Below are 23,645 nucleotides of genomic sequence, written 5' to 3' on the forward strand. Positions count from 1 at the left end.
TGACACGTTGTAAGAGATAGATAAGTCTTACATCATGTCAAGGAAAAGCTCCCTCGACGCAGGCCTGACTTATCGCTCATAAGGAGCAAGCTCATGCGAATTCTCGTCTCCGGTGCCAGCATCGCGGGTCCGGTGCTGGCGTACTGGCTCACCAGGCACGGCTTCTCCGTCACCGTTGTCGAGCGGACACCGGCTCCGCGTAAGACCGGCGGCCATGCGGTTGACCTGTTTCGGCCTGCGGTGGAAATTTCGGAGCAGATGGGCGTGCTCGCGCGCGTCGAGGAATGCGCGACCGGCACGAAACGGATGGCACTTCACCGGGAGGGCGCACGACGTCCTGTCGAGGTGGAGCTGTCGAAGATCTTCGGTGCGACCTCCGATCGGCACGTCGAGATCATGCGGGACGACCTGAGCGAGATCTACTACGACGCCACCAGCGACGATGTCGAGTACCTGTTCGGCGACTCGATCACGGAGATCTCGCCCGACGGCGAAGTGCGGTTCGAGAACGCCGCGGCCCGCCGCTTCGATCTCATTGTCGGCGCGGACGGGTTGCACTCCAATGTGCGTCGTCTCGTCTTCGGCGACGAGTCCCGCTTCAGTGCCTTCATCGGGGCCTATCTCGGGGTGCTGACCCTGCCCAATACCTTCGATCTCGACGGGGAGCTCCGCATCCACGTCGGCGTCGGCCGCACTACCGGCATATACGGTGCACGGCACCTGGGCGATGCGCGGGCGTTGTTCCTGTTCCGCAGCGAGCGCGAGCTGGACTACGGCCACCGCGATGTGCCCCGGCAGAAGGAGTTGCTACGCAAGACATTCGGTGGTTTTCATGCCGACGTGGACCGCTGCCTGGATGAGCTCGACCGCACCCCGGCGTTCTACTTCGACTCGATCACCCAGCTCCGCATGGACACCTGGTCGCGGGGCCGGGTGACGCTCGTCGGCGACGCGGGCTACAGCCCGGGCCCGGCCGTCGGCGGCAGCACCAGTCTGGCTGTCGTCGGCGCGTATGTCCTTGCCGGCGAGCTGGCACGGGCGGGCGGTGACCATGAGCGCGCCTTCCCCGGCTACGAGCGCGCGATGGCAGAGCATGTGCGCGGGAGCCAGGCGGCCGCACTGAGCGCAGCGCAGACCCTGGTCCCCACGTCGCGGCTCGGCGTGTCAGGACTGGTCCAGGGCACTCGTTTGATCTCGGCGCTGCCCGCGGGGCCCAGCCGAGCCTTCATCCGACTCGTCAGTAAGACTGCACGCCTCTACAACTCCATGACCATCGAGGATTACCGGCCCTCGGCTGCCACATCAGGAGGCCGGGTAGGCCTGAGGTGATGCGACGTCGGAGATCCGGTAGATCCCAGGCCGGCCATCACACGGTGCAGCAATCGACGCCTGAGCTACTAGGCCGACCTCGGGTCATATAGCGGATTGTGATGCGGCAGCGGTGGGGTCTAGCGCTGCGAGCGAAAGCAAATGGCGCGGCGGGGAATTCATGATGCTCGTGGAGTGCATGCCCAAGGCGCCATCGACGTGCAGTAGTTCACCGGAGGCCATCGGCCGCCACCCAGGGTCGGTGTCCATTCGTTCGGTGGCGACGACGACCGCCGGATAGTCGGCGAGTTGCCCACTGCGGGAACGGATTCCGGCATGCCCGGCATGGTCGAGGTGGCGGTCGCCGGTCATACCGCCCGCCGGGCGCTCCAGCACGAAGAGATCATGGGTGTCGGGGTACCGCATCGCCCACATGTCGGTGGCCGTGGTCAGAATCAGGTTGAGCGCGTAGACGGGGAGATGGTCGGCGATCCAGTGCACCGCGTCGGCGATGCCCGCGGTCACATCGCCGCCGCGCTTATCGGTGCGCTGGGTGATCAGGGCGAAGTACCTTTCGGAGTCCGTATCGCCCTGAACCAGGCTGCGGTACTCCCCCAGTTCGGCATCCAGCTCGTCCAAACCCTGCAGCACACCATTGTGTGCGAAGAGCCGATCGTGCTGTTCGAACGGATGCGTATTGCGTGTTTCCAGACCGCCGGTGGACGCAAACCGCACGTGCGCAATGAAGGTCGCCGACTCGCGCCCCCTGGCCTCGTGTGCGAACAGCATGTCTTTATACGCCGCGATCGGCTGCTTCTCCACCAGCGGCAAACCGTCGGCGGAGAAGGTCCCGAGACCTACCCCGTCAGGCTCGCGATGACTCTGCTGCACCAGGCTGTCCGGTGCGTTCAGCAACCAGAACGTGGCGCGCACCCGCTGCGGTGCGGCCGACAATCCGAACAGGCGACACATAGCAACCTCCTGAAAAAGGGCTATCGGGCGATCAGTCGTTGATGACAGGGCTCGCGGCTGCGCGTACGACGGCATCGGTGAGCCGGGTGAGTTCGACAAGTTCGGGGGTGGCGAGCCCGTCTGTGAGAGCGATGATTCTGCGGCCGATCTCCTTGGTGCACTGGTCGGTGAGCTTTCTGCCCGCCGGGGTCAGGGAAACCAGGACTGCGCGGCCGTCGTGCGGGGAGGGTGAGCGCTGAACGAGACCGCGTTTCTCGGCGCGACCGACCAGGCCGGTCATGGAGGATTTGTCCAGGCCGAGGTGACTGCCGAGTTCGAGCATGCCGGGCTGCCGGTCGCGCAGGACGCCCAGCATCCTGATCTGAATGACCGACAGGTCGTGTTCGGCGCCGACGGCGGAGAGGACGCGCTGGGTCAGGAAAGACAGCTGGACCAGGGCGTCCACCGTGTTCAACGGCTTGTTGTCGATGAACACGGTGGAGACGGGATCAGTGGTCATACCGCCAGCCTACTTGACCTAGTACGCGAGACAAACTAATCTGAGGGAAACTAGTACGTGCCACAAACCACAATGGTTCGGCAACGACGCCTTCCCATCGCCGGCCGACATCCGCCGGCACAGGATCAGGAGACCTCATGCATGCCGCAGTCGTCCGTTCATTCGGCAGCCCGCCCACCTTCGACACCTTCCCGACCCCGACCGCGTCCGGTGAGCACGACATTCTCGTGGATATTGTTGCGGCAGGCCTGCATCCGCGAGTCCGATCAGCCGCCGACGGCAGCCACTACAGCTCCGACGGCACCTTGCCGATGATCCCCGGCGTCGATGCGGTCGGTCGCACCGCAGAGGGTGAACTGCTCTATTTTGTTGCCCTCGACACCGCACTCGGCACCATGGCCGAGCAGGCCGTCGTCGATCGCCGCCGAGCCATCACCCTGCCCGCCGGCACCGACCCGATCGCCGTGGCCGCGGCGATGAACCCCGCCATGTCGTCCTGGGTGGCGCTGCGCCGCCGCGTCGCCTTCCAGCCCGGCGGATCCGTGCTGGTCATGGGCGCGACGGGCAATGCCGGACAGCTCGCGGTCCAGATTGCCAAACACCTCGGCGCCACCAGGGTGATCGGCGCAGGCCGCGATGCGGAACGCCTGGAACTGGTGCAGAGCCTCGGCGCCGACGAGGTGGTGAGCCTGGACGGCGAGGACGCGGAGGTCGCCGAGCGGCTCGCACGGGCGGCCGCAGATGTCGACGTCGTAATCGACTACCTGTGGGGTCATCCCACCGAATTGGCCATGCCCGCACTGCTGACCGCCCGCACCGACCGCTCGAAGGCACTGGCCTGGATTCAGATCGGCTCGATGGCAGGCGCAGACATCACCCTGCCGTCATTCCTCCTCCGCGCGGGGAATCTGAATATCATGGGCAGCGGCCAAGGTTCGGTGACCACGGCGGGCATCCTCGCCGAATTACCCTCGCTCGTAACGGAAATCGCCTCCGGCGCCCTCGCCGTGGATCCGCTCCCGATGCCACTGGATCAGGTCGAGCAGGCGTGGAAGACCCCCACCGCACCCGGCCAGCGCATCGTCATGGTCCCCTGAGCGGCTGTCTCCCAGCCTGATTCGCGTTCACATCAGCCGCGCGACGGTGTTGCGGACTTGTCGACCTACAGTGGTTCTGGGCACCATCAGGCGAACATTCACGCAGATCTGCTGCTTCTTCCACACGAGGGTGCGAAGGCCCGCCCGGTAGCGGGCAAAGGCCGGACCGTAATTGCCTGCGGCAGCGGCAAGTTCGTTTGCGAGCCGAGAGGCGCCCACCACGGCCAGTTCCGCACCCGCACCGGACGCAGGTGAGGCGCACCAGGCCGCATCACCCAGCAACGCCACCCGGCCCGACGACCACGAGTCCATATGCACTTGACTCAGCGCGTCGCCAGGAAGAGTCGCCACCGAATGCCTCGGTCACCACCCGTTTGTGCTCGGCGATATCGCAATGGTCGTACGCGAACCGATCGGACCGAAAGATGAAGTACGCCTTTGCCTGCGCATGGTTTCCCGAACGGTAAAGCGGCCACAACTCCAAGCCTGACCGATACCTTCGTCACCGTTCTGATGGATGTCCTGAAGCCCAGGTGAGTCGTGCCTTTCCGGGGTACTTTGACACCGAGGCAGCGATCGGGGGGTATCCGATGGACGCCGACGTCACAATCGGAGGGGCCGAACATCGCCGAATCACTGTTCTTCTTCGGTGGAACTATCGTCACGTACGACGACACAGCACACCCCGTCGAAGCCGTGCTGGTGACCTATGGACTGATCGCCGCCGTCGGCACCGACAAAGAACTCCGCCCGACGGCGCGTGATGTCGGAGCCCGCGAGATCGACCTCGCCGGCCGCGCATTGCTGCCCGGGTTCATCGACGCCCACCATCACTTCCTGTTCGCCGCACTGGACCGTCGTTCGACCGATCTGCGCCTGAGGACACTGGTAACCGCGGGGGTTCAGTTGGCAGGATCGTCGGACTACCCCTCCGGTGACTACCGCGTACTTCCCGCCATTCAGGCGGCGGTCACTCGCCGCGCACGCAGTAGAGTGGTCTACAGCCCGGAGGAGGCGATCACTGTCGGTCAGGCGCTGCGCGCCTACACGATGGGATCGGCTGACGCGCTTGGTGTCTCCGACATTGCAGGCAGCATCGCAGTCGGAAAGCAAGCCGACCTCGTCGTCATCAACCGCAACCCCGTGGACGTCGAACCGGAGCACATCGGTTCCCTCACCGTCGAAGAAACCTACGTCGCGGGTGCATGCGTATATCGGGCCCACCCACAGCAGCAACCCTCGCAGCAACCCTCGAGTAGTTGATCAACCGGAGGAAATCGTGTCCGAGCCCGTGGACGTCGCGATCGTTGGAGCTGGTGTCGCCGGCCTGGTGGCTGCACGCGAGAGCGTGCGGCGAGGTAATGACGTCGTCGTGCTGGAGGCGCGCGATCGCGTCGGTGGCCGGCTCCTCAACGAGGAATTGTGCGATGGCGTCCTCATCGAGATGGGTGGGCAGTGGGTCGGTCCCGGGCAGGATCGGGTACTCGCCCTTATCGGCGAACTCGGTCTTTCCACCTTCCCCACCCACACAGCCGGCCGGCACATCCTCGAAGTGGGCAACTCCCGCACCCTTTACACCGGCCGCGTTCCGCTGTTCAATCCGCTGGCCATGGCCGATGTCGGACGAGCCCAGTGGGCACTGCGCCGCGCCGCGCGAAGAATCCCCCTGGACGAACCCTGGACGGCGACGGGCGGTGACCGGTTGGACGGGCAGACCTTCGCGACCTGGTTGGATCGGCGACTCCACACCGACGATGGACACGCCATCATGCACATGGCCACCGAAGCGATCTTCGCTGCCGGGCCGGAGGACATCTCTGCGCTCTGGGCTCTGTTCTACATCCATGCAGCAGGCGGTCTCGACGCACTGATCAATGTCAGCGGTGGTGCGCAACAGGACCGAGTCGTCGGCGGTTCCCAGCGCATCGCCCTGGCATTGGCGGAGGAATTGGCGGACCGCGTCGTCCTCGGGACGCCCGTCACCGCCATCGACTGGACGTCGAGCGGTGTTGTGCTCCACACGGCCGGCGGCAGCTCCTACGAGGCGCGGCGCGCCATCGTCGCAGTCCCTCCACCGCTCGCCGCACGCATTCGGTTCAACCCGGCCCTCCCGACGGATCGAGATCAGCTGCTTCAGCGCATGCCGATGGGGCGGGTCATCAAGGTCAATGTCGGCTACTCCGAACCGTTCTGGCGTGCCGACGGGCTCAGCGGACAGGCGAACAGCGGTTCACGAGCACTCGGGACCGTCTTCGACAACACACCGTCAACAGGGAACCCCGGCGTCCTGGTCGGATTCCTTGAAGGCAGGCACGCCGACTTCGCCTCCCGGCTCTCACCAGACGAGCGTCGCCGCAAAATCCTGGCCGACCTCGTCGGCTACTTCGGCGAATCCGCGGCCGGCCCCATCGCCTACCTCGAACGCGACTGGGCCGCAGAGGAATACACACGCGGCTGCTACGGCGCCTTCGCCGGCCCAATGGCCCTGACCCGTTTCGGGCCGGCTCTCAGGACACCCATCGGCCCGCTGCACTGGGCCGGCACCGAGACCGCGACCGCGTGGGCCGGCTACATCGACGGTGCGATTCAATCCGGACAGCGCAGCGCCGATGAAGTCGCCCAAACACTCAGCCGCACAACAACCATCGAAAAAACGGCTGAGTCACCGGGCTGAACGTCCATAGCTGTCCGACTTGGCTGACTCGGGGCAGCTGGCAGGTTAGCGGCGCAGCGCGTCAACGATTCAACTCCAGATGTTTCTGCCCCCGGTGGCCGCATTGCGCTGGCAGTCAGTGTGATTCGCTGTCCGTGGTCGGCTGGGTGTCGGCGTACTCCTTGTCGGTGACGTGTACGCCCCAGGTGACGTCGTCGCCTTCCCATAGCGCGAGATGCGTCATGAAATGCTCGGCGGTCGCGCCGTGCCAGTGTTCTTCGCCGGGCGGCGTCCAGACGGTGTCACCCGGCCGCATGACGATGACGCGGCCGTCGCGGGTCGCGACCACGCCGATGCCTTCGGTGACGTGCAGGGTCTGGCCGACGGCGTGGCTGTGCCAGGCGGTGCGTGCGCAGGGGCTGAAGCGCACCGAGTTCAGGCGGATGCGGGAGGGGTCTTCGCCGCGATGGATGGTGTCGATCCAGACGTCGCCGGTGAAGATCGAGTCCGGGCCCTTGATGGTCGGCACGGGGCGCATCAGTTCCATGGTTCTCCTCGAATGGTGTTGCGGTGCTTGCGATCAGGGCTGCAGCAGGACCTTGATGGCGCGGCGGTCGTCCATTGCACGATAGGCGTCGGCGACCTGATCCAGGGGCAGAGTCAGATCGAAGACCTTGCCCGGATTGATATGGCCGTTCAGTACCCGGTCGATGAGATCGGGCAGGAAGCGGCGCACCGGAGCCGGGCCGCCCCGCAGCCCCACATGCGACGAAAACAGTTGCTGAACGGAGATTTCCACGCCGTGCGGGACACCGACGAAGCCGACATTGCCGCCGGGGCGGGTGGAATGCAGTGCCTGCTGCATGGATTCGGCGGTGCCGACGCATTCGAGCACGCAGTCCGCGCCGACGCCCTGGGTAAGTTCCTTGATTCGGGCGATGCCCTCGTCGCCGCGCTCGGTGACGATCTCGGTCGCCCCGAATTCGAGGGCCAGCTTCTGCCGGTCCGCATGGCGACTCATGGCGATAATGCGTTCCGCACCAAGCTCTTTGGCGGCGAGCACACCGGACAACCCGACAGCGCCATCGCCGACGACCGCGACAGTCGCCCCGGGTTTCACCTCAGCCGCCACTGCGGCGTACCAGCCGGTGCCCATCACATCGGACAGGGCCAGCAGACTCGGAATCAGATCGGCATCGGGCTCCCCCGGCGTGGCAACCAGCGTGCCGTCGGCCAGCGGAATGCGGATCGCCTCCGCCTGGCAGGTGCTCATGAATTCCCGGTGCACGCACGCGGACTGATACCCGTACCGGCAGTTCGGACAGGTGTTGTCCGAGGTCGCGAACGATCCGATGACAAACTGCCCCGGCCGCACCGAGGTCACCTCGGCACCGACCTCCTCCACCACACCGACGTACTCATGCCCCATCGGATGCGGTTCGCTCACCGGATTGATGCCCCGGTAACTCCACAGATCCGATCCGCACACGCACGTCGCGACAGTGCGAATAATCGCATCGGTAGGCGCACTGATCTCCGGGTCCGGCCGCTCTTCGAAGCGGACATCGCCGGGCGCATAAATAACGGCTCCTCGCATGGAATTCTCCTGTTTCCTCGCAACGGCGGAATGGTTCACGCGGCAATATCAGCGGATCACACGTCCTCGGAACAATCACCACACTATCGATAGAAGTCCTGGTAGCGCGATGGAGCCTCGACCAGATCCTCGATCGCAGCAACCCGCCATCCCGGGTTGGGACCTGCGTTTCGAAATATCCTGTAGCTCAGCAAAGTTGGAACCCGCATGACCGATGTAGCGCGCCAGCGGCTCCACCATGCCATCATCACCGAGTTCCGCGCCAATAGCGGCCGAGTGGCCCAATTCGCAGACCGGGACCTGCTGCTCTTGACCACGATCGGCGCTCGCACCGGCACACAGCGCACGTGGCCCCTGGCCTATATCCGGCGCGGCGACGATCTGGTCGTCTTCGCCGCGAACGGCGGCCGCCCCAACCGCCCCGGCTGGTACTTCAACCTGGTCGCCAACCCCACCGCCACCATCGAGGTAGGCACCGAATCCCGGCCCGTCCGAGCAACAGTCGCCACCGGCGACACCCGCACCCAGATCTGGACCGGCATCGTGGAGTCCTCCCCCGCCGTGGCGGAAACCATCGCCCAGTTCCAATCCCAGGTCCCCTGGGAAATCCCCCTCATCACCCTCACCCGATCCGCCGGCAGCCTCTAGCCAAGTCGCCGAGCCTCCAACGCTCTGGTGACCAGCTTCCGGGCAGCGTCCCCCGTTAGGGATTTTTCCGCGAGCAGCTCGAAGGCACGCCCGTAGGCCGCCAGTTCGCGCGGCTGTGTGATGGTCAGCGCCGCGGTCACGCCCTCGACGATTGCCAGGCGGTTGCCGTAGATGATGAAATTTGTTGGGGAAACCAGGTATTGGGCCATCGCGGGGACGATGCCCAGCAGCACCCTGGGAAGTGACATGGCGGTCAAGAGTCGGTCGAGCTGCCCGAACATGACGCCGTCGTCGCCTACGGTCGTGTAGAGGGCTTGTTCGCCGATGAGGTAGTGGACGCGACGGTTTCCTCGGTACAGGTACCGCTGCTGCCGATCCATCCGTGCCGCGACCGCTTCCTCGGCATCGTTCGGGGTCTGGTTGAATTCCGCGACTTGCCGGAAGATCGCTTCCGCGTATTCCGGAGTGTGGAGAAGACCGGGAACCAGCGCGGGATCGTAACCACGGATGAGCGTGGTCCCCGATTCGATGTCGTTGACCTTCTGCTGCGCCCGGCGGATGCCGGCTCCGAGCGAGCGTCGCCATTCGAGATATGCCGCATCGATATTGCGGAGACTGGCGACGAGATCGGCTACGTGCCTTTCCGCTCCCGTGAGGGTGCACCAGGACCGGATATCGTCCTCGGTGGGTGTTTGCTTGCCATACTCGATCTTCGAGACCTTGGACGGATGCCAGCCCGCAAGCTCGGCGAGCCGGCGGCCGCTCAGTTCGGCATCCCGGCGAAGATCTCGAAGCTGCTCTCCGAGCGCTTCGCGCGCCTTGTGGACGGTGGTCACGCAGTGACGGTAGTCCGCCGGTAATCGGCATACGGAATCGCTTGCCGCCACACAGCATTACGGATCTCGACGCAGCGCTTCACCAGCACCGGGTCCGTAGTCACTGCCGCTCCGGCCGTTGCGCCATCCGAGCTGAACATCGTGTAGGCAACCGTGGTGTCGTCGAATAGCCAATAGTCGTCTGCCGCAAGCTCATCGGCGTTGACGAGATGGCGTGACAGATATCGAATATCCTCGCCCGCTTCAATATTGAGCGGCGAGACCGCGAGACTCCAACGGACGTAGTCGACGTGAGGTTCGGTGATGACTCGCACGCGAGTGAAGGCCACCCCACGATCCGTAGACTGCCGAACGAGATCGAACCAGCCCTGCAGCCAACTGAAGTCGTCCGTTTCGCCGTTCAAGAACTTGCGAAACGGCTCGGATTCCTCCGGCGTCTCGTAGGCATCCTGCACTTCCAGGTGAAACGCCGACCGCTGACATGTGCGGAACAGGCTCGTGAAGTTGTCGTCAATCAAGTGCAGCATCGCGGCGAATCTCTTTCCCTACAGGTACTTCCACGCTGCGTTCGTGAGCCGGGGTGTCCATCTGCGCCAGCGCTTCCGGGTCGATGACCGGTTCGCCGATAAGGGTGAACGTGCCGTGCCCCGTGTCGTGCAGCAGCGTACCGAGGCACGTACCTGGCTCGAGGTAGGCCAGTAGTGGGTGCGGTATTTCGATCGAATCCGGCTGATTCGGTACCCGCCACCCCTGGCACACGTAGGTGCCCCGGTCCGAGGCGTACAGCGTGGGTGAATGGTCGCCCTGGGTGTTCTTACCGAGAAAACGCAAGCGCATGACAGTGCCTCCGTATGAGAGTTACCAGACTCTCAGTATCGCGCGAAATTCGACGCATCTCCGCCGAATCGTCAAGCAATCTAGAGCAATTTCGTGGTGTTGCAAGCAATCCAGCCTCTAGCGTCGCAGCTGGACGCTCGGTGCCGGAGTCGATCACCGGTCGCGGGGCGCCTTACCTGAGCCGGACAGGGGTCGAGATGACTTGGCGCACAAGACTCACGGAGTTTCCCGGTGGCCTGCTGGAGACCCGTGTGTACGAGGACGAATCCGACGACGATCAACCACAAGGAGAGGAAATGCATTACAAGCCAGCAGCATTGGGCTATCTCAGATCCGATGTGTCCGGAGTGAGTCAGCTCTGGGATGAAGCGCAGATCCGCAGGCTCGCCTCGCGCCTCGGGTACGACTTCTCCGGAATGGTGCTCTACGACCCGCTTTCGGGCCGGCCACCGCTGGCCCGGCTCAAGGCTCAGGCCACCCGCCTCGACGCCGAGGCCGTCATCGTGCCCGGAGCCGATCATTTCGAGGGCGGACAGGTGCCGGAGTCATTGGTCAGGCAGCTAGACGTAATCACTGTGAGCCTTCGGGAAGGGATACCTCCTGGTCAGTAGTGCGGGGGGACGCGGTGGGGGGTCTGGGGTTACCGTGGCGCTGTGACTATCACTTCAGGGGGAACGGTGATCGATCGGCGGGCTTTGAGTGGGTGGAGTCGGACGGCTTCCACTGTGGCGGATGTGCTTTCGCCGGCTGATGTCGATGAGGTGGCTCGGGCGGTGCGGGAGGTGGGGCCTCGGGGAGTTATCGCGAGGGGGCTGGGGCGGAGTTATGGCGATCCGGCGCAGAACGGGGGTGGGCTTGTTGTCGATATGACCGCGATCAATCGGATTCACAGTGTGGATCCCGATAGCGGGGTGGTCGATGTGGATGCGGGGGTCAGCCTCGACAAGTTGATGCGCGCGGTATTGCCGCACGGGTTGTGGGTGCCGGTATTGCCGGGGACGCGGCAGGTGACCGTGGGCGGGGCTATTGCCTGCGATATCCATGGGAAGAACCATCATTCGCATGGCAGTTTCGGCAACCATGTGGTGTCGATGGAGCTGCTGACCGCAGATGGTTCGGTGCGCAGGCTCGAACCGGAAGGGCCGGGGGCGGAGCTGTTCTGGGCGACCATCGGCGGGATGGGGTTGACGGGGATCGTAGTGCGGGCGCGAGTTCGGATGAAGCACACAGAGACCGCGTATTTCATTGTGGACAATGACCGGACCGATTCGCTCGAAGAGACCATGGAGCTGCTCACGGGCGGTTCGGACGACGGTTACGAATACTCGATGTCGGTGCCCGACACCATCAGTACCGGGCCGAAGCTGGGGCGGGCCGGCTTCAGCCGGGGATCGCTCGCCACACTGGACCAGTTGCCGGTCGAGTTGCGCGCCGATCCGCTGAAGTTCGATGCGCCGCAACTGTTCACCGTGCCCGATATCTTCCCGAGCGGGATGGTCAACAAGTTCACGGCCCGGATTCTCGCCGAGGCCGCCCATCACGCGCTTCCGAAGCGGGCACGCGGGCGGATCCAGAATCTGACGCAGTTCTATCACCCCCTGGATCTGCTCGGGGAATGGAACCGCGCCTACGGCAAGCGTGGTTTCCTGCAGTACCAGCTGTCGATGCCGTTCGGGGCCGAGGACCAATTGGCCGAGGCGGTGCGCGCCATCGCGCACTCGGGGCATCCCTCGTTCCTGAATGTGTTCAAACGCATGGGCCCGGGCAACCGCGCACCGCTGTCGTGGCCGCATCCGGGATTCATGCTCAGCCTGGATTTTCCGATCGCGCCGGGACTCCACGAGTTCTGCACGGAATTGGATGAGCGGGTGCTGGCGGCCGGGGGCCGACTGTACTTCGCCAAGGACTCGCGCACCTCACCGGAGATGGTGCGGGCAATGTATCCGCGGCTGGAAGAATGGCGGCGCATCCGCGACGCCGTCGACCCGGAGCGGGTGTTCGTCTCCGATATGGATCGGCGATTGCACCTGGTCGCCGACGAACCGGGCGCCGGGCGCCGCTAGCAGTAGATGAGTACCGGCCGGCCCGAGTCGGCCGCCCGAACCACATGGGGAGAATTCATGCTGGAAGTCGCGCATTTGGTGCGCCGATTCGGCGACAATGTCGCTGTCGACGATGTGTCCTTCACCGTGCAGCCCGGCGCCCTCACCGGATTCGTCGGCGGCAATGGTGCGGGCAAGACCACCACCATGCGAATGATCATGGGCGTCTTGGCAACACACGGCGGCACCGTGAACTGGCAGGGCCGGCCGGTCACCGCGGCGGATCGGCGTTCCTTCGGTTATATGCCGGAGGAACGCGGCCTGTATCCGAAACAGCCGGTCCTCGACCAACTCGTCTATCTGGCACGCCTGCGCGGATTGACGGCAGTCGATGCCAAAAATCATGCGCTGCAATTGCTGCAGCGATTCCAGCTCGGTGACCGGGCGAAGGACAAGCTCGAATCCTTGTCACTGGGCAATCAGCAGCGGGTGCAGATCGCGGCCGCCGTCATCACCCGGCCCTCGGCGCTCATTCTCGATGAGCCGTTCTCCGGCTTGGACCCCCTCGCCGTCGATGCCATGGCCGAATTGCTGGGTGAATATGCCGCGCAAGGCGTCCCGGTGCTGTTCTCCTCGCATCAGCTCGATCTGGTCGAGCGCCTGTGCGACCACCTGGTCATTCTCGCGAAGGGTCATGTGGTCGCGCAGGGTCCGGCCACGCAGCTGCGCAATTCGGGTCCGGCGCGGTATCGGCTGGTAGTCGACGGTGACAGTAGCTGGCTCGACAACTTCGCCGGGATACATGTGCTCGAGAACAATGGCGCGGGTGTGCTCTTGGAACTCACCGATGCCAGCACCGACGAGCTGCTCACCGCCGCGCTCGCGCACGGTTCGGTATGGGAACTGGCCGAGGTGCGGCCGACGGTGTCGGAAATCTATCGAGAGGTGACCGCATGAGCCCCGAATCGGACGGGCGCACCGCCGAATCCGCTCCTGCCGGGGTATGGCGCATTGTCGCCCAGCGGGAAATCGCGGTGAAGCTGCGGGACCGTGGGTTCCTCATCTCCACGATCATCACGATTGTCGCCATTGTCGCCTCGCTGACCGTCAGCGGAATACTGAGCAGTCGCACCACGAACGTCAATGTGGCGATCGTCGGCAACGATGCCGCTCAGATCGTCACCACGGCGAGCAGTCTGGCTCAGAGCGCGAACAAGAAGGTCGATTTCACCACCCACGAGGTGACTGATGCCGCCACCCTCGAACAGCAGGTTCGCGACGGCAGCGTCGATGTCGGCCTGGTGTCCGCCGACTCGGGCTGGCAGCTGATCGGGAAGGCCGCGAAGAACGACGATGCCTCGACCTACCTCACCGCCGCTGTCCAGCAGATCACGCTGCAGCACAATGCCACTGCCGCGGGCATCTCCCTGGAGCAGCTCGGTCGCGGCAGCACGGTGAGCTACACCCTGCTCGACAAGGCCACCGTCGATCCGGGGCTCGCGAAACTGGTGGCAATCGTCTTCGCGCTGCTGTTCTATCTCTCGTCGGTGCTGTTCGGCATAGCCATCGCGCAGAGCGTGGTGGAGGAGAAACAGAATCGCATTGTCGAGATCCTCGCCAGCGCAATCCCGCTGCGGCAGTTGCTGATCGGCAAGGTGGCCGGCAATACCACCATGGCGTTCGGCCAGCTCGCCCTGTTCGTGTGTGCGGGCTTGATCGGCTTGGTCGCCACCGGCAAGGGCGATCAGCTCGCGCCGATCGCCGGAGCCGCCGGCTGGTTCATCGTGTTCTTCGTGGTGAGCTTCCTCGCCCTGGCCAGCCTGTGGGCGGTGGCGGGCGCGCTGGCCACCCGCAGCGAGGATCTCCAATCCACCTCTACCCCGCTGTCGATGGTCATCATGATCGTGCTGTTCGCCGGCATCTTCCTCTCCGGCCCCGCCCGAGTGGTCGCCTCTTATATCCCGCTGGTCTCCATCGTCGCCATGCCCAGCCGCCTCGCCGACGGCACGGCCGCCTGGTGGGAGCCCATCATCGCGCTCCTGCTGACAGCGGCCGCGACCTACGGCACCGTCTCCATCGCCGAGAAGCTCTACCGCCGCTCCCTCATGCAGACCCAGGGCCGCCTCACCATTCGCCAGGCCCTGCGCGTGGAGGACTGACCGATGATTATCAACGCAAGCCCGGTGCTTCAGGGCCGGGATAGCTGATCTCTCAATCGGGTCTGCGTTGTTGTTGGACGTACTGCTTGATGATTTCCAGTGGTGCGCCGCCGCAGGAGGCGGCGAAGTAGGACGGCGACCACAACTGTTCGCGGTGCGTGCCTAGCGGGTACTGCTGCCGTAACCGGCGTGAGGACACTCCTTTGAGTGAGTTCACCAGTTTCGACAGCTGCATGGTGGGCGGGTATTTGATGAGCAGGTGTACGTGGTCGTCTTCGCCGCTGAACTCGCGCAGCGTCGCCCCGAAGTCGGCACACACGTCGGCCATGATCGGTTCCATCGATGTGGGACTCACCGATCTCGCGGTGATCGCCCGTTCGGACGGGACCCGGGAGAAGATCGCTAATCCGCGCTATCTGCGGTCGCGTGAACGTCGGCTAGCGCGGGCACAGAAAGTGTTGTCCCGCACACAGAAAGGGTCCCGCAACCGCGCCAAGGCGCGGGTCAGGGTCGCGGTCGCGCACCGCAAGGTCCGTGAATCCCGGCTCGATCATCACCACAAGCTCGCTCTGCGGTTGATTCGTGAGAACCAAACGGTCGCGGTGGAGGACTTGTGCGTGAACGGTTTGGCCCGGACCAGGTTGGCGAAGTCGGTGCATGATGCAGGTTGGTCGATTCTGGTGCGGTTGCTCGAGGAGAAGGCCGCCCGGTACGGGCGGACCCTCATGAAGATCGACCGCTGGTTCCCCTCGACGCGCAAGTGTTCGTTGTGCGCGGTGGTGAGCGAGAAGAAACCGTTGCATGTTCGTGAATGGGTGTGCGTGTGTGGTGCGGTGCTCGATCGCGACTACAACGCCGCGGTGAACCTCATCGACGCCGCAGGGCTTGCGGAGTCGTTAAACGCTTGTGGACCCGATGTCAGACTCCGGCTTGCCGGGGCAACCGGGGTTGAATCAGGAACCCACCGAACGGAGGACACGACATGTGTTCCCGCGTAGGAATCTCGGCTTTCACGGCCAGGAGGAAGTCAATGCGTGAATCGAGGTTCGAATCCTCGTACCCCAGCGTGGAGAGTGATCCGCGACGGTTCGCGGGACCGCTTGCTAAGCGGATCGAACGCTGCGCGTTTCGGGTCCGACTCCTGCGCTCTCCGCCGTGGCGAAGGCCAGTAGATCGCTGGTGAGGCGTGCGCTGTGGGTCAGGTAGAGCCCGTGCGGGCCGTTCTCGTAGATGACCAGTTCGCCGTGCGGGAGCAGGTCCACCAGCGGATGACCGGAGATTTCGACCGGCACCGAGGCATCGTGATCACCGTGGATGATCAGCGCGGGAACAGTGATCGCGGGAAGTTCGGCGCGGAAATCGGTTTCGACGACAGTGCGATTGCATTCGATGAGCGCCCGCAGCGGCACATCGATCATGGGATGCAGCGTCCAGTCCCGAACCGGCTGGGACACAGCACATCCGGGCAGTCCGTCACCGAAGTAGGCGCCGGCGTTCTCCGAGAGCCAGACACCGAAGTCCCGCCGCCAGGAGGCGCGGACCTCCTCGACCGCGACCCCGGGGAGTCCGGCCGGATTGTTCGGACCCGCCAGCATGAGTGGCAGCACCGCGCCGATCAGGACGATCCGATCCACCCGAGCACTGCCGTGCCGAGTCAGGTAGCGGACGATCTCACCGCACCCCATGGAATGGCCGACCAGCATGACATCGTGCAGGTCGAGATGGTCGAGCACCGCGGCCAGATCATCGGCGAGGGTGTTGTAGTCGTAGCCGCGACCGGGATCGTCGGAACGCCCGTGGGACCGCCGGTCGAAGGCGATGGTGCGCAGGCCACTGTCGACGAGCGGCCCCATCTGATACTGGAATTCGGTGCTGCTGAGCCCCCACGCGGAGCAGAACAGTACGGGCCGCCCGGTGCCCCAGTCACGGTAGAAGAGGCTGGTGCCGTCGCGGGTGTCGAGGAAAGGCATGGTGTTCGGTCCTTTTCGGTCTCGCGGCCCGTTCTGGGCCGACGGGACAACACTCGGCGCTGCCACAGCGGGAGGGTCAAGCGCTGCGGGCGGCGAGACTCTCCCCTAGGGGGAGCCGCCAGAATGGAGGTCATGCTGTCGTATCTGTCGATCGGTGACTTCTCGCGCGCCACCCACATGACCGTCAAGACGCTGCGCCACTATCACCGGATCGGACTGCTCGAACCGGCCGGAGTGGACCCGCATACCGGATATCGGCAGTACACCGCCGATCAGATTCCCATCGCGCAGGTGATCCGGCGCTTCCGCGACCTGGATATGCCGCTCGAACAGATTCAGGCCGTGTTATCGGCCCCGGATCTGACGACCCGCAATGAGCGGATCTCCGCCCACCTGACCCGGCTCGAGGACGAACTCGGCCGCACGCAGCGCGCGGTGTCGTCGCTGCGAAACCTGCTCTCCCCCAGCGCATCCCAGAAGGAACCGCGGATCGAACTACGCAGCCTGCCCGCAACGCCCGCGGCCGCGATCATCGACATTGTGGATGCCGGGAGCGGAGCGGCCTGGGCCCAGGGCGCGCTCGGCGAGCTGACCGCCACGCTCACCGCGCAACAGCTGCACATCGACGGCCCGCCGGGCGGGATCTTCGGCGACAGCATCTTCACCGAACACCGCGGCCAGGCCACGATCTTCCTCCCCTGCACCGGTACGGTGCGCCCGGTGGGCCGGGTCACCGAGCTGGAAATCCCCGCAGTGGAATTGGCGGTCATCGAACACACCGGATCGCCGGCCGATGTCGATCACGCCTACGGAGCGCTCGCCGAATTCGTCGCCCGCCACGCCCTCGCCGTCGACGGCCCGCTGCGCGAGTACTACCTGGTCGGCCAGCGTGACACCCTCGACACCACACAGTGGCGCACCGAGGTCGGCTGGCCGGTCTTCCGGGCCGCTGCGGGCTGAAATCGTCACGGAGATGTGTCAGCGTTCCTCACATCCCGTTCACCCGGTAGTGGCCCCCGCAAGGCATGCTGTTGTAGAGGCAGGCGATTGTCCACGTGCCGACTTCGGATATCGCGCGCAGCGGCCTACGCTGGCACACCGACTGCTCAACAACAACAGCGACGGCAGGATGTGCAGAGCCCGTGGTGGTAGATATGACGCAACTTCGGTCTGCGTCGACGGCGGAGACCCGGTTGCCGGCGGCGACCGATTCCGTACCGATGCGCGGCAGTGAATATGCGGTGTTGTTGCGGCGAGTGCGACAGGCCGGGCTGCTGGATCGGCAGCTGCGGTACTACGGCTGGAAGATCGCAGTCACCGCAGGGGCATTCGTAGGCGGGTGGGCGGCGTTCATCGCTATCGGCAACTCGTGGTGGCAGCTTGTCACGGGCGTGTTCCTGGCGGCGGTTTTCGCCCAGATCGCATTCCTCGGCCATGATGCCGGGCACCGGCAGATCTTCGGCACCCGGCAGGCCAACTACCTGTTCGGGGTGATCGCCGGCAATCTCGGCATCGGGCTGAGCATCGGCTGGTGGACCAGCAATCACAATCGGCATCACGCCCACCCGAATACCGAAGGCGCCGATCCGGACGTTTCGGGCGTGCTGGCGCATTCGGCCGAGCGCGCGGCGACCGGAAAGGGCTTCCGGCGGTTCATCTTCCGCTACCAGGCCTGGCTGTTCTTCCCCATGCTGCTGCTCGAGGGCGGCAGCCTGCACTACTCGAGTGTCCGGGCGGTTGCGAAATGGCCGATCCCGCACCGCGTGTGGGAGGGCGTACTGCTGGCCGCACACGGCATCGGATACCTGGCCACGGTGTTCCTGGTCCTGTCACCGGGCAAGGCGCTGGTCTTCATCGCCGTACAGCAGGGTCTGTTCGGGCTCTACATGGGCTGCACCTTCGCACCCAATCACAAGGGCATGGCCGTGCTGTCGGAAGGCGATGCCACCGACTTCCTCCGCCGTCAGGTGCTCACCTCGCGCAATGTTCGTGGCAGCTGGCTCACCGATACCGCTCTCGGCGGCCTGAACTACCAGATCGAGCACCACCTCTTCCCGTCCATGCCGCGGCCGTGCCTGCTGCGCGTGCAGCCGCTGGTCGAAGAGTTCTGCGCGGAAATCGGACTGCCCTACTGCGAGACCAGCCTGTTCGACTCGTACGCGCAGGCGCTGCGCCACCTCAATACGGTCGGCAAGCAGGCCGCGCCGGAACGAGTAGCGGTGAGCTGACCGCTCGGCCCGTCAGCGGTCGAGCACCTCACCCAGGCGCGACAGGGCGACCTTCCAGGTTCGCTCCATGGCATTGCGGGCCATCTTCTGCCGGCGGTTCTCGATATCGAATCCGGTCTGGGTCAACAGCAGTCGCGTGCCACGGCCCTGGGGCTCGATCGTCCAGTCCACCACCCAGCGCGCCGGATACTCGGCGCGCAGATCGACCCAGGTGATGGTCAACTGCTCAGCGGGCCGGGCCATCAGGACTTCGCAGGCGATCTCATCGGTCGGCTGCGTCGCGTTCCGGCCGCTGGGCACCACGAAGATGAAATGCGTTCCGATCGAGGGAACGAACCCGATCGACGGCATCAGCCACCTCTCGACCAGAGTCGGCTCGGTCAGCGCGCGCCACACGGCGTCCGGCGGCTGCGGGAAGAAACTGCCGATTTCGACCGCAGCCGGATTCAACTCCGAGTCAGATATCACCGGCGCACCACCTCAACGGATCCGAACATCCCACCACCATTCCATGACGGACCGCCGATAATCCAGACCCGCTGACGGTGTTTCGTCACAGTGGGATCTCCTGGGCAGCAGTACATCTCGCCCCGCGCCCAGACATCGCTGCCGATCCGCGAATTCGGAGGGCGTGGCGGGCGGGTGGTTTGGGCGTTCTGTCGGCGGTCGCCGTTAATCTGCGAAGATGGTCAAACCGGAGTCGGCCTTGCGCCGCCTGATGCGCGATACGGGAACGCTGCTGCAGCCGTACGGCTTTCACGGGGACGAGCCCACCTGGGTTCGGGTCGAGCCGGGTGGCGTGGCGTCCGTAGGCCGCACCCGGACCTTCCGGACCTGGACCGGCGGGCAGCAGGTGCTGCGCTTCGGTTTGAGCCTGAGCGCCACCCCGGCCGCCTGGTGGGAGTTCTGCAACTGGCGCACCGCGCGACTCGCCCTCCCGTCCGTTCCGATCGAGGAGGCCACCGGGCCCGGCCTGCTCGCCGACGCCGAACTACCGGACAAGATGACCGAGATGTGGTCCATGCGGATCGATCCCGAACTGCAGGGGCATGTGCACAAAAGCGATATCGAGGCGATCCGCGACGAGCTGCCCCGCCGCGTGCACGCCTACGCGCGCCGCGCACTACGGCTGCTCGAACCGGACAGGTACCTCGATGAGCTGCTGGCGCAACCCAACCCGCACATCGGGAGCTGGGAGGCGATCGTCGTACTGCTTGCGGACCGCGGACCGAGTCCGCAACTCGACGACGCCCTGCACCAGCTGCTGCGGTTCGCGGAGCGAGACACCTCGGAATACGCCGAGGACGTCAGCGCCTACGCACAAACCCGGGCCGCCTTGGTGTGAGCGCTCGCCGCGATCCTTCCTGACCGATCCGCGCGAACCGCGTCGTCCGGCGGACACCGTCGCACACGCCGACGGCTTCCCGTAGCTACCGGTGTTCCGGGCCGCGCCGCGCCCCGCCTAGACTCGGCGGCGTGTCCAGTGCCGAGCCAGTCGCACCCGCCGCGGTAGGTGGACGACAGGCGCGCTGGCAGCCGCACAATGACGAGCGTCGGGAGCGAATCGTGGCCGCCGCCATCGCATTGCTCGATGCGAGTACGCCCGGTACCGAGGTGCCGATGCAGCAGATCGCCGAGCAGGCGGGGCTCGCGAAATCCGTGGTGTATCGGCAGTTCTCGGGCCGAGAGGACCTGGATCGGCAGGTGCGCACTGCCATCTGCGCCGAGTTCGCGGCCACCGTGGACGCGGCCCTGGAGGTCGGGGACGGGTCGATCAGCGCGATCCTGTCGCGGGCGGTCGGGGCGGTGGTCGATTGGATCGCCGAGCATCCGCGCCGGGACGAATTCGTCCGCAGGGGGCCGGGAGTCGGCGATCCGGACGATCTGTCGGCCATGGTCGGGTTGCAGGCGGAGATCGCCGGACGGGCCCGGCGGCTGGTGTCGGGACTGGCCGGGGTGGTCGGCGTGGTCGATGAGCCGGCGGTCGACACCATGACCTTCGCCATCGTGTCGATGACCGAGACGACGGTGAACCGGTGGACCCGCGATCCGACTCCGGCGCTGACTCGCGCGGAACTGGTTGCGGCAGTGTCGGGTTACGCGTGGAGCGTGCTCGACGGAGTCGCCCGGGGGCACGGGCTGACGCTCGATCCCGAACGTCCGCTGCTCACGGTATTGAGCGAACTCGCCGCGAGTTCGCTCCCGCTGGAATGATCCGCTACGCCGCGCGCCGATCGGGCTCGCTGCGATAGCGCGAGGCGACGCCGTCGATGTGCAGCATCGACCACAGTCGCCGCGAGACCGGATTCATCATCCCGAGATCGCGGGCGAGCGCACGCATATCGCCGAAGTACCCGGACAGGATGCGCCGCGAATACGGGCCCTCCCAGAAGGCTTCGCGCATCACCTCGTCCGGGATGTCGAACTGATCGGCGAACGACTGCGGCGGGGCCATGATCTGGGTGACCAGCCAGCGCAGGGCCAGCGGGAACGCGACCGAGGACACCGCGCGCCCGGCCTTGCCCATGCGAGACAGGTGCGCCTCGAGGAACTCCCCGGCGAAGGTGATGTGCCGCGCCTCCTCGGCAACGTGAATCTCCATGGTGCGCAAGACCATCGGCGGCACCTTGCCGCCCTGCCGGATCAGCGCCTTCTGATAGTGATCGATCGGCTCCTCACCACCGAGGATGCCGATGAACAGGATGACGTGCGCATAGCCGCCCGCGACACCGATGAACGGCGACAGCATCTTGAACAGCGGCCGCATGCCGGGCACATCCACGCCGATGCGATTGACCAGCTCCTGGAACATCTGGATGTGGTTGCACTCCTCGGTCATCTCGTGGAGGCAGTAGCGGAACTCCGGCGACCCATTGGGCAGCTTCATGATGTACTGCATCATTCCGCGGATGAGGACGCTCTCGAAGGCCGCGCCGACCTTGATGACATTGGCGATGCGCCAGCGCCCGATCTCGATCTGCCGGTCCAGCGGCAGGCTCCGATACCACTCGGTGGCGCCCAGCGGATCGTATTCCGGGGCCAGCACCCAGCGCGGATCCTGCGGGTCCAGCTGGAATTCCGGCGCGTCCCAATCGATATCGAGATAGGGATCGAACCGGCGGTGGACCGATCCGTCGGACAGGGTGGCCAGCGCCGCGCGATAGTCGGCGTCGAAGAACTCGGTGCGAACCGAATCGGACAGCGTCATCGGTGTCTCCTCGTGCAGTGGGGGCGGCGCAGCGCCGCCACCCCTTCCGAGGATATATGGGACTCGCGGTCCCACACAATAGTTTCGCCCGCCGGCGTGGGCTACCGGCCGTTCAGACGGCTACCTCGTCCGCGCGCGGCGTCGTGGCGTAGGCCTCGACATCGAACTTCCGCAGCTGCCGCCGGAACCTGAAGCTGAAGTCGGGCCACAGCGTGGCGTTCTTACCGTTCTTGTCCAGGAACCAGCTGGTGCAGCCGCCGGTGAGCCAGACACTGCCGGCCATCTTCTCCTGCAGCCCCTGGTGGTACTCGTCCTGGACGTCCTTTCGAATCTCCACCGTTTTCAGGCCCTGCTTCTCCATCGTCGCAATCGCATCGAGAACGTAGTTGATCTGCGATTCGATGATGTAGATCAGCGAGGTGTAGTTCAGCCCGGAGTTGGGGCCGAGCATGACGAAGACGTTCGGGAAGTTCGAGACGACCGTGCCCTTGTAGGCCGAAATACCCTCGGCGTCATACAGTTCGGACAAGGTGCTGCCATCGCGGCCGCGAAAGGACTCCCACGTCGGCGAGTCGGTGACCCGGAAGCCGGTGCACAGCACAATGGTGTCGACCTCGCGTTCGGTGCCGTCCTCCGAGACGATCGAGCTCCCCCGAATCTCCTTGATGCCGTCACTGACAACATCGACATCATCGCGAACCAGGGTCGGGTACAAGGTATTCGAGATCAGCATGCGCTTGCAGCCCAAGCGGTAGTCGGGGGTCAACTGCCGCCGCAGCGCCGGATCACGCACCTCGTACCGCATCTTGACCCGCGCGACCAGTTCCAGTAGCACCGCTGCCTGCGGGAACTTGGTCTGCAGGACCACAAATAGCTCGCGGTTCGCGTAGATGGCCGCGCGCAACAGCCGCTGCAGGCCCGGAACATGTTTGAAGGCAAATCGCTCGAACGACAGGTACCGGCGGCCGAAATGCGGCAGCACCCATTGCGGGGTGCGCTGGTATACGTCCAGGTGAGCGACCTCGTCCGCGATGGACGGCACGATCTGCGCGGCGGAGGCGCCGGTGCCGATGACGGCGACCCGGCTGTCCGTCAGATCGGCATCGTGATCCCAGCGCGAGGAGTGGAAGATCTTCCCCTCGAATGTGTGAATCCCCTTGATATCCGGCAGACTCGGCTCACACAGCACCCCGACCGCGGTCACGACGATATCCGCGGTGAACAGGCCCTGATTGGTCTGGACCTCCCACCGGGCATCCGTCTCGTTCCATGCCGCGCCGACCATTTCGCAGCCGAAGACATGCTTGTCGCGGACGTCGTACCGGTCGGCAATGGTGCGGATGTACTGGTGAATCTCCGCCTGCTGCGAGAAGGAGCGGGACCACTCCGGGTTCAGTGCGAACGAGTACGAGTACAGATGCGACGGAACGTCGCAGGCCGCCCCCGGATAGGTATTGTCCCGCCAGGTGCCGCCGACGTCGCTACCGCGTTCGAGTACCCGAAAGTCGCTGTACCCCTCCTGGCTCAGCCGAATGGCGGTACCGAGTCCGGCGAGCCCACTACCGATGATCAGAACATGCGTGTGGTTCAT

At 65.1% G+C, this 23,645-nt stretch carries 26 protein-coding genes and 1 pseudogene; 14 read left to right on the top strand and 13 right to left on the bottom strand.

What is annotated here, in order from left to right; genetic code table 11:
- The first annotated feature begins 93 nt into the window (after positions 1 to 93).
- Positions 94 to 1,329 (top strand): FAD-dependent monooxygenase, encoded by a 1,236-nt coding sequence (locus JWN03_RS08705; protein ID WP_297612350.1) that lies wholly within the window; start codon positions 94 to 96, stop codon positions 1,327 to 1,329.
- An 84-nt stretch (positions 1,330 to 1,413) separates the two neighbouring features.
- Here JWN03_RS08705 and JWN03_RS08710 read toward each other — a convergent pair whose 3' ends face one another.
- Together JWN03_RS08710 and JWN03_RS08715 are read right to left on the bottom strand one after the other, a co-directional pair.
- Positions 1,414 to 2,280, bottom strand: a complete 867-nt coding sequence (locus tag JWN03_RS08710) for a class II glutamine amidotransferase (RefSeq protein WP_297612353.1) — start codon at positions 2,278 to 2,280, stop codon at positions 1,414 to 1,416.
- A 31-nt stretch (positions 2,281 to 2,311) separates the two neighbouring features.
- On the bottom strand, positions 2,312 to 2,779 hold the full coding sequence (locus JWN03_RS08715) for a MarR family winged helix-turn-helix transcriptional regulator (protein ID WP_297612355.1): 468 nt from the start codon (positions 2,777 to 2,779) through the stop codon (positions 2,312 to 2,314).
- Between the two features lie 137 nt (positions 2,780 to 2,916).
- Between JWN03_RS08715 and JWN03_RS08720 the strand changes: the two genes are divergently transcribed.
- Positions 2,917 to 3,876: a quinone oxidoreductase family protein gene (locus JWN03_RS08720; RefSeq protein ID WP_297612358.1), complete on the top strand. Its 960-nt coding sequence runs from the start codon at positions 2,917 to 2,919 to the stop codon at positions 3,874 to 3,876.
- A gap of 27 nt (positions 3,877 to 3,903) precedes the next feature.
- On the opposite strand, the gene JWN03_RS08725 is transcribed toward JWN03_RS08720, so the two are convergent.
- Positions 3,904 to 4,227 (bottom strand): FAD-dependent monooxygenase, encoded by a 324-nt coding sequence (locus JWN03_RS08725; RefSeq protein WP_297612361.1) that lies wholly within the window; start codon positions 4,225 to 4,227, stop codon positions 3,904 to 3,906.
- A 351-nt stretch (positions 4,228 to 4,578) separates the two neighbouring features.
- Between JWN03_RS08725 and JWN03_RS08730 the strand changes: the two genes are divergently transcribed.
- Positions 4,579 to 5,139 carry an amidohydrolase family protein gene (locus JWN03_RS08730; RefSeq protein ID WP_297612364.1) on the top strand — a complete coding sequence of 187 codons (561 nt, stop codon included), beginning with the start codon at positions 4,579 to 4,581 and terminating at the stop codon, positions 5,137 to 5,139.
- A 16-nt stretch (positions 5,140 to 5,155) separates the two neighbouring features.
- Entirely contained in the window at positions 5,156 to 6,550 is a 1,395-nt protein-coding gene (locus tag JWN03_RS08735; protein ID WP_297612368.1) for a flavin monoamine oxidase family protein, read from the top strand.
- Between the two features lie 115 nt (positions 6,551 to 6,665).
- Here JWN03_RS08735 and JWN03_RS08740 read toward each other — a convergent pair whose 3' ends face one another.
- Both JWN03_RS08740 and JWN03_RS08745 read right to left on the bottom strand, forming a co-directional pair.
- Positions 6,666 to 7,076 carry a (R)-mandelonitrile lyase gene (locus JWN03_RS08740; RefSeq protein ID WP_297612370.1) on the bottom strand — a complete coding sequence of 137 codons (411 nt, stop codon included), beginning with the start codon at positions 7,074 to 7,076 and terminating at the stop codon, positions 6,666 to 6,668.
- A gap of 33 nt (positions 7,077 to 7,109) precedes the next feature.
- The gene (locus JWN03_RS08745; RefSeq protein ID WP_297612374.1) at positions 7,110 to 8,126 is read right to left on the bottom strand and encodes a zinc-dependent alcohol dehydrogenase family protein; all 1,017 of its coding nucleotides are present in this window, start codon (positions 8,124 to 8,126) and stop codon (positions 7,110 to 7,112) included.
- A gap of 207 nt (positions 8,127 to 8,333) precedes the next feature.
- On the opposite strand from JWN03_RS08745, the gene JWN03_RS08750 reads away from it, so the two are divergent.
- Positions 8,334 to 8,774 (top strand): nitroreductase/quinone reductase family protein, encoded by a 441-nt coding sequence (locus JWN03_RS08750; protein ID WP_297612376.1) that lies wholly within the window; start codon positions 8,334 to 8,336, stop codon positions 8,772 to 8,774.
- Here the strand turns inward: JWN03_RS08750 and JWN03_RS08755 are convergent.
- Genes JWN03_RS08755 through JWN03_RS08765 form a run of 3 tightly spaced genes read right to left on the bottom strand, consistent with a single transcriptional unit; the run spans position 8,771 to position 10,447 of the window.
- Positions 8,771 to 9,610: a helix-turn-helix domain-containing protein gene (locus tag JWN03_RS08755; protein ID WP_297612379.1), complete on the bottom strand. Its 840-nt coding sequence runs from the start codon at positions 9,608 to 9,610 to the stop codon at positions 8,771 to 8,773. The genes JWN03_RS08750 and JWN03_RS08755 overlap by 4 nt on opposite strands.
- Positions 9,607 to 10,137: a DUF6879 family protein gene (locus JWN03_RS08760; RefSeq protein ID WP_297612382.1), complete on the bottom strand. Its 531-nt coding sequence runs from the start codon at positions 10,135 to 10,137 to the stop codon at positions 9,607 to 9,609. Before JWN03_RS08760 ends, JWN03_RS08755 begins: the two co-directional genes overlap by 4 nt.
- The gene (locus tag JWN03_RS08765; RefSeq protein WP_297612384.1) at positions 10,121 to 10,447 is read right to left on the bottom strand and encodes a hypothetical protein; all 327 of its coding nucleotides are present in this window, start codon (positions 10,445 to 10,447) and stop codon (positions 10,121 to 10,123) included. Before JWN03_RS08765 ends, JWN03_RS08760 begins: the two co-directional genes overlap by 17 nt.
- 296 nt (positions 10,448 to 10,743) lie before the next feature.
- Here JWN03_RS08765 and JWN03_RS08770 point away from each other — a divergent pair, with 296 nt between their 5' ends.
- The 4 genes from JWN03_RS08770 to JWN03_RS08785 are packed head-to-tail and all read left to right on the top strand — an operon-like array spanning position 10,744 to position 14,648.
- Positions 10,744 to 11,058 (top strand): hypothetical protein, encoded by a 315-nt coding sequence (locus JWN03_RS08770; RefSeq protein ID WP_297612387.1) that lies wholly within the window; start codon positions 10,744 to 10,746, stop codon positions 11,056 to 11,058.
- Between the two features lie 48 nt (positions 11,059 to 11,106).
- Positions 11,107 to 12,510 (top strand): FAD-binding oxidoreductase, encoded by a 1,404-nt coding sequence (locus JWN03_RS08775; protein ID WP_297612470.1) that lies wholly within the window; start codon positions 11,107 to 11,109, stop codon positions 12,508 to 12,510.
- A 57-nt stretch (positions 12,511 to 12,567) separates the two neighbouring features.
- Positions 12,568 to 13,446 carry an ABC transporter ATP-binding protein gene (locus tag JWN03_RS08780; RefSeq protein ID WP_297612390.1) on the top strand — a complete coding sequence of 293 codons (879 nt, stop codon included), beginning with the start codon at positions 12,568 to 12,570 and terminating at the stop codon, positions 13,444 to 13,446.
- Positions 13,443 to 14,648, top strand: coding sequence for an ABC transporter permease (locus JWN03_RS08785; RefSeq protein ID WP_297612392.1), 1,206 nt, complete (start codon positions 13,443 to 13,445; stop codon positions 14,646 to 14,648). The genes JWN03_RS08780 and JWN03_RS08785 overlap by 4 nt, the downstream gene beginning before the upstream one ends.
- Before the next feature lie 52 nt (positions 14,649 to 14,700).
- Here JWN03_RS08785 and tnpA read toward each other — a convergent pair.
- Positions 14,701 to 14,973, bottom strand: a pseudogene (gene tnpA / locus JWN03_RS08790) (IS200/IS605 family transposase); the annotation flags it as partial.
- A gap of 1 nt (position 14,974) precedes the next feature.
- Between tnpA and JWN03_RS08795 the strand changes: the two are divergent.
- Entirely contained in the window at positions 14,975 to 15,646 is a 672-nt protein-coding gene (locus JWN03_RS08795) for an RNA-guided endonuclease InsQ/TnpB family protein (protein ID WP_297612395.1), read from the top strand.
- Between the two features lie 105 nt (positions 15,647 to 15,751).
- Here the strand turns inward: JWN03_RS08795 and JWN03_RS08800 are convergent, their stop codons facing one another.
- On the bottom strand, positions 15,752 to 16,618 hold the full coding sequence (locus JWN03_RS08800) for an alpha/beta fold hydrolase (RefSeq protein WP_297612398.1): 867 nt from the start codon (positions 16,616 to 16,618) through the stop codon (positions 15,752 to 15,754).
- A gap of 123 nt (positions 16,619 to 16,741) precedes the next feature.
- On the opposite strand from JWN03_RS08800, the gene JWN03_RS08805 reads away from it, so the two are divergent.
- Positions 16,742 to 17,578 carry a MerR family transcriptional regulator gene (locus JWN03_RS08805; RefSeq protein ID WP_297612401.1) on the top strand — a complete coding sequence of 279 codons (837 nt, stop codon included), beginning with the start codon at positions 16,742 to 16,744 and terminating at the stop codon, positions 17,576 to 17,578.
- Between the two features lie 194 nt (positions 17,579 to 17,772).
- On the top strand, positions 17,773 to 18,846 hold the full coding sequence (locus JWN03_RS08810) for a fatty acid desaturase family protein (RefSeq protein ID WP_297612403.1): 1,074 nt from the start codon (positions 17,773 to 17,775) through the stop codon (positions 18,844 to 18,846).
- Between the two features lie 12 nt (positions 18,847 to 18,858).
- On the opposite strand, the gene JWN03_RS08815 is transcribed toward JWN03_RS08810, so the two are convergent.
- A complete protein-coding gene (locus JWN03_RS08815) occupies positions 18,859 to 19,314 on the bottom strand; it encodes an SRPBCC family protein (protein ID WP_297612406.1) in 456 nt (151 codons plus the stop codon).
- Between the two features lie 217 nt (positions 19,315 to 19,531).
- On the opposite strand from JWN03_RS08815, the gene JWN03_RS08820 reads away from it, so the two are divergent.
- Both JWN03_RS08820 and JWN03_RS08825 read left to right on the top strand, forming a co-directional pair.
- Positions 19,532 to 20,191, top strand: a complete 660-nt coding sequence (locus tag JWN03_RS08820; protein ID WP_297612409.1) for a hypothetical protein — start codon at positions 19,532 to 19,534, stop codon at positions 20,189 to 20,191.
- A gap of 131 nt (positions 20,192 to 20,322) precedes the next feature.
- On the top strand, positions 20,323 to 21,060 hold the full coding sequence (locus JWN03_RS08825) for a TetR/AcrR family transcriptional regulator (RefSeq protein WP_297612412.1): 738 nt from the start codon (positions 20,323 to 20,325) through the stop codon (positions 21,058 to 21,060).
- Positions 21,061 to 21,064: 4 nt separating this feature from the next.
- Here the strand turns inward: JWN03_RS08825 and JWN03_RS08830 are convergent, their stop codons facing one another.
- Positions 21,065 to 22,054 carry an AurF N-oxygenase family protein gene (locus tag JWN03_RS08830; protein WP_297612415.1) on the bottom strand — a complete coding sequence of 330 codons (990 nt, stop codon included), beginning with the start codon at positions 22,052 to 22,054 and terminating at the stop codon, positions 21,065 to 21,067.
- A 112-nt stretch (positions 22,055 to 22,166) separates the two neighbouring features.
- A complete protein-coding gene (locus JWN03_RS08835) occupies positions 22,167 to 23,645 on the bottom strand; it encodes a flavin-containing monooxygenase (RefSeq protein WP_297612418.1) in 1,479 nt (492 codons plus the stop codon).

The sequence above is a fragment of the Nocardia sp. genome (assembly GCF_025465275.1).
Lineage (GTDB): Bacteria > Actinomycetota > Actinomycetes > Mycobacteriales > Mycobacteriaceae > Nocardia.